Source organism: Lysobacter antibioticus (assembly GCF_000731095.1).
Lineage (GTDB): Bacteria > Pseudomonadota > Gammaproteobacteria > Xanthomonadales > Xanthomonadaceae > Lysobacter > Lysobacter antibioticus_B.
This window is the reverse complement of record NZ_JMTZ01000140.1, coordinates 1-4,163: the sequence shown is the minus strand read 5'-3', so window position 1 is coordinate 4,163 and position 4,163 is coordinate 1. Positions and strand designations below refer to the sequence as shown.

At 66.7% G+C, this 4,163-nt stretch carries 4 protein-coding genes; 2 read left to right on the top strand and 2 right to left on the bottom strand.

Features of this window, described 5'->3' with window-relative positions; genetic code table 11:
- Positions 1–390 precede the first annotated feature (390 nt).
- Both EX88_RS0122485 and EX88_RS0122480 read right to left on the bottom strand, forming a co-directional pair.
- Complete coding sequence (locus EX88_RS0122485) at positions 391–1,104, bottom strand: C40 family peptidase (protein WP_051885445.1); 714 nt, start codon at positions 1,102–1,104, stop codon at positions 391–393.
- Between the two features lie 182 nt (positions 1,105–1,286).
- The gene (locus EX88_RS0122480) at positions 1,287–1,811 is read right to left on the bottom strand and encodes a C40 family peptidase (RefSeq protein ID WP_031374225.1); all 525 of its coding nucleotides are present in this window, start codon (positions 1,809–1,811) and stop codon (positions 1,287–1,289) included.
- A 182-nt stretch (positions 1,812–1,993) separates the two neighbouring features.
- Here EX88_RS0122480 and EX88_RS0122475 point away from each other — a divergent pair, with 182 nt between their 5' ends.
- A complete protein-coding gene (locus tag EX88_RS0122475; protein WP_031374224.1) occupies positions 1,994–2,473 on the top strand; it encodes an FKBP-type peptidyl-prolyl cis-trans isomerase in 480 nt (159 codons plus the stop codon).
- 180 nt (positions 2,474–2,653) lie between these two features.
- Positions 2,654–3,889, top strand: a complete 1,236-nt coding sequence (locus EX88_RS0122470; protein WP_031374223.1) for a DUF418 domain-containing protein — start codon at positions 2,654–2,656, stop codon at positions 3,887–3,889.
- The last annotated feature ends 274 nt before the right edge of the window (positions 3,890–4,163 follow it).

Below are 4,163 nucleotides of genomic sequence, written 5' to 3'. Positions count from 1 at the left end.
AAAGAAAGTAACCCGCCGCTTTAGTGGCGGAAGCTTTTGGCGTTTGATCTAGATCTAGATCTAGAGCTTGCTTGAGCCAGGCGCCGCAATACCGCCACAACGCGGTCGCGGCTCGCGCCGCTCCTACCCTCGCGACAGCTCACGCCTCCTATCAACGACGGAGGCGTTGCGAACTCTGCGCGTCCTGTGGTCGCGGCTCGCGCCGCTCCTACCCTGCGTCAGCACGCCGCTTCGGCGAACGACTTCGGCGTTGCGGACTCTGCGCGTCCCGCGGTCGCGGCTCACGCCGCTCCTACAGGGACGGTGTTGCAGCCCAAAAGGGATTCGCCACTCCACAACGAAACAGGCCGCCCGAAGGCGGCCTGCGAATCTCGATCGGGAAGCGGGCGCTCAGATGCCGTCGACGCGACGGGCTTCCATGAACTTGCCGCTCCAGTAACCGGTGTCCAGGCTGGAGACGGTCACGTCCTTGCCGGTGCGCGGGGCGTGCACGAAGCGGCCCTCGCCGAGATAGATGCCGACGTGGTCGACGCGGCCGCGGCGGCCGAAGAAGACCAGGTCGCCTTCGGTCATCGCATCGCGGTCGATCACCGCGCCGGTCTTGGCCATCTCGCGCGAGACGCGCGGCAGTTCGATGCCCAGGGCGTTGCGGAACACGTAGCCGACCAGGCCGCTGCAGTCGAAGCCCTGATCCGGGGAGCTGCCGCCCCAACGGTAGGGGGTGCCCAGCAGGCCCAGGGCGCGCTGCAGCATGCTCTTGATGCGGCTCTGCTCGGCGACCGGGATGTCGGCCTTGCCGAGATTCACGTTCGGGCCCAGCAGGCGGTTCAGGTCGGTCGCCAGGAGCAGGGCGCGATCGGACAGGGTCATGGCCTCCGGCAGCATGTTGCTGGCGGTCGGCTCCGGCGCGTCGGCCGAGTCGTTGCGCAGCGAGGTGCCGCCCGGGAGGGAACTGCCGAGGCTGGAACCCAGCGCAGAGGACTGCTGGGCGAAGGCGGGCAGGGCGCAGACCGCGAGTGCGGCGGTCAGCAGGATTCGTTGGCTGGCCCGGACGACGGTAGTCGTGCGAGCGGTGGCGCAAGGTGCTTGGGGGGTGGCAGCCAGGCGGCCGTGGCGAGTCAATTGGGTCGTCACGTATTAATCACGAAGTCGTCACCGATGGGGGATGATGCCCGTCATGTGGGAGACATAGGTTCAAATTTCGTTAGCAGGTCGTTAACAAGGCTGTGATTTGATTCACAATTTTCATCAGCGCAATGCCCAATCGCGCATTCATGAAAGTCTTGTTACTTCCTGAGAACCCGCTTCGCGCCGCTGTAATGGCTGACCCAGTAAGGGCCGTCGAGGTGATCCAGGCGGACCGTGCCGCCGGTGCTCGGGGCGTGCACGAAGCGGCCCTCGCCGACGTAGATGCCGACGTGGGAGACGTTGCCCTTGCTGCCGAAGAAGACCAGGTCGCCGGCCGCCAGGCGCATCGGCTCGATCCTGGGCCCCTGGTAGGACGCCAGGTCGCGCGAGGTCCGAGGCAGGCTCAAGGCCAGCATGTCCCGATAGACGTAGTTGACCAGGCCGCTGCAGTCGAAGCCGCTGTCGGGGGTGTTGCCGCCATAGCGATAAGGCGTGCCGACCAGGCTGATCGCCCGCATCAGGACGGCATTGGCGGCGCCGGGGTTCTCCGGCTCGGTCCGGGGCCATTCGCGGACGGGCTTGGGCGGGGGCGGGCGGCGGACGACCTCGCGACCGCCGCCGCAGGCGCTGAGCAGGGCGCACAGGGCCACTGCCACGGCGAGCGCCGGCCACGGCTTGCGCACCCGCGCTGGCGCGGGAGCGGTGTTGCCGGGATAATGCGCGGCCTTCGTCACGGCCGATAGCTTGGCGGCTAAGCGCCGAGACGACAAGACAGTCCACCTGTCGTTTTGTGGCGGCCCGCTCAAAGACGAGCCGCCGTTTCCTTTCCTGATCGCCCGATGGCGGTCTCCAGTCGGGTCCTGCAATGAAAATCGAGAAAGATCGCGTCGTCCGTTTCCACTACACCGTCTCCGAGCAGGGCAGCGAGCCGCTCGAGACCTCGGAAGGCCGCGACGCGCTGGCGATCCTGATCGGCCACAACAACATCATCCCGGGCCTGGAAAAGGCGATGGACGGCCGCGAAGCCGGCGACAAGTTCGAAGTCGACGTGGTCGCCGCCGAAGCCTACGGCGCGCATCAGGAAGGCCTGACCCAGCGCGTGCCGAAGAAGTACTTCAAGGACGCCAAGCTGTTCCCGGGCATGCAGGCCGTGCTGCCGACCAGCTTCGGCCCGCGCGCGGTGACGATCCTCAAGGTCGGCATGAGCGTGGTCGATGTCGACCTGAACCACCCGATGGCCGGCAAGGACCTGCACTTCGCCATCGAGATCGTCGAAGTGCGCGAAGCCAGCAAGGAAGAGATCGAGCACGGCCACGTGCACGGCGACGGCGGCCACGCGCACTGAGCGCGGCGCCCCTTCGATGAGCGACGGCCCGCCTGCGCGGGCCGTTTCTTTTTGGGCCGCCGCAGGATGCGGTCGCGATCCGGCAGGCGGCCGTAGAATCGCGGCAGTGGCGGGTCCGGTTGCAGGCCACTCCGCCGCAAGCGCCGTAGCGCCACGGCCCCTACCGACGACAGCGAGAGCATGAGCGCAAGCGCCGCGGCCTCCGGCTTGGCCCCCATTCCCGTCCACGAACGCCTGCCCGCACTCGACGCGCTGCGCGGTCTGGCCCTGCTCGGGATCTTCCTCAGCAACGCCGAGATGTTCACCCGGCCGCTGGCGGATATTTCCGACGGCATCGATACGCACCTGCGGGGGCTCGATCACGCTGCTTCGGCCTTCGTCTACGTGCTGATACGCAGCAAGTTCTGGACCTTGTTCTCGCTGCTGTTCGGGATGGGCTTCGCGGTCATGTCCGAACGCTCGCGCCTGGCCGGGCGCGATTTCCGCCCGCTGTACCTGCGCCGCAGCGTCGGTCTGTTGATCGTCGGCCTGATCCATGCCTGGCTGATCTGGGCCGGCGACATCCTGGTCACCTACGCGCTGGCGGCATTCGCGCTGTTCGCGATGCGTTCGCTGTCGCCGGGCGCCTTGTGGCGGATCGGTCTGAGCCTGTACCTGAGCGTGCTCGGTTTCTTCCTGATGATCGCCGCGCTGCTGGCGATCCCCGGCGTGGCGCAGTCGACGCCCGCCGATATGGCCGCCGACCGTGCCGCGCGCGCCGCCGAAATCGCTGCCTATGCGCACGGCGATTACGCGCAAGCGACGGCGCAGCGCCTGGCCTTCTTCGTCGACGGAGCCATGTCGGGCTGGTTCAGCATGGTGCCGATGGTGCTGGGCCTGTTCCTGATCGGCGCCTGGTTCGTGCGCAGCGGAGCGCTCGCCGATCCGGGCGCGCATCGTCACCGTCTGAAGTCGATGATGGCTTACGGCTTGCCGGCCGGCGTGGCCATCACCGGTTTGAGCTTGCTCATCGACAGCTCGCCCACGTTCACCCCGGTCAGCGCCGCCGCCGTCGCGGCGAGCACCTTGCACATGCTCGGCGCCTTGCCGCTGGCCCTGGCCCTGATCGCCTGGGTCGTGTTGGTGGTGCACGGCGGCGCGCGCTGGCCGCTGCGCTTCGCGCCGGCCGGGCGCATGGCCTTGAGCAACTACCTCGCCCAATCGCTGATCGGCACCTTGGCGTTCTACGGCTATGGCTTTGGGTTGTGGGGGCAGGTACCGCTGGCGGCGCTGATCGCCGCGGCCTTCGTCGTGTTCGCATTGCAGATGATGCTCAGTGCGGCGTGGCTGCGGCATTACCGTTTCGGCCCGGTCGAATGGCTGTGGCGCGTTTTCACCTATTGGCGTTGGCAGCCGATGCGGATTCGGACGTCGTAACGCGCGTTTGAGTTTGATCTTGCGGGATCGGTGCGTCGCAAGATTGAAGTACTGCGGTTGCCGCTTGCGTTGCTCCTATCCTGGACTCCAGCCGGAAGCGGCGCGAGGTTGAGGCGTAGTGGTCGCTGCCTCAAGAGTAGGAGTGACGCAAGTCGCGACCGCGCAGCTCGCAGTTGTTGCGTACCTTGCTGCAGAGCGATGAAGCAACGTCAACATCTAAAGCTTCCGTCCGCTAACGCGGCCGGGTTACTTTCTTTTGCTAAGCCCAAAAGAA

Bases quoted from the DNA above. Each gene is read 5' to 3' on its own strand.
- EX88_RS0122475 (WP_031374224.1), top strand. From the start codon at position 1,994: ATGAAAATCGAGAAAGATCGCGTCGTCCGTTTCCACTACACCGTCTCC.
- EX88_RS0122470 (WP_031374223.1), top strand. From the start codon at position 2,654: ATGAGCGCAAGCGCCGCGGCCTCCGGCTTGGCCCCCATTCCCGTCCAC.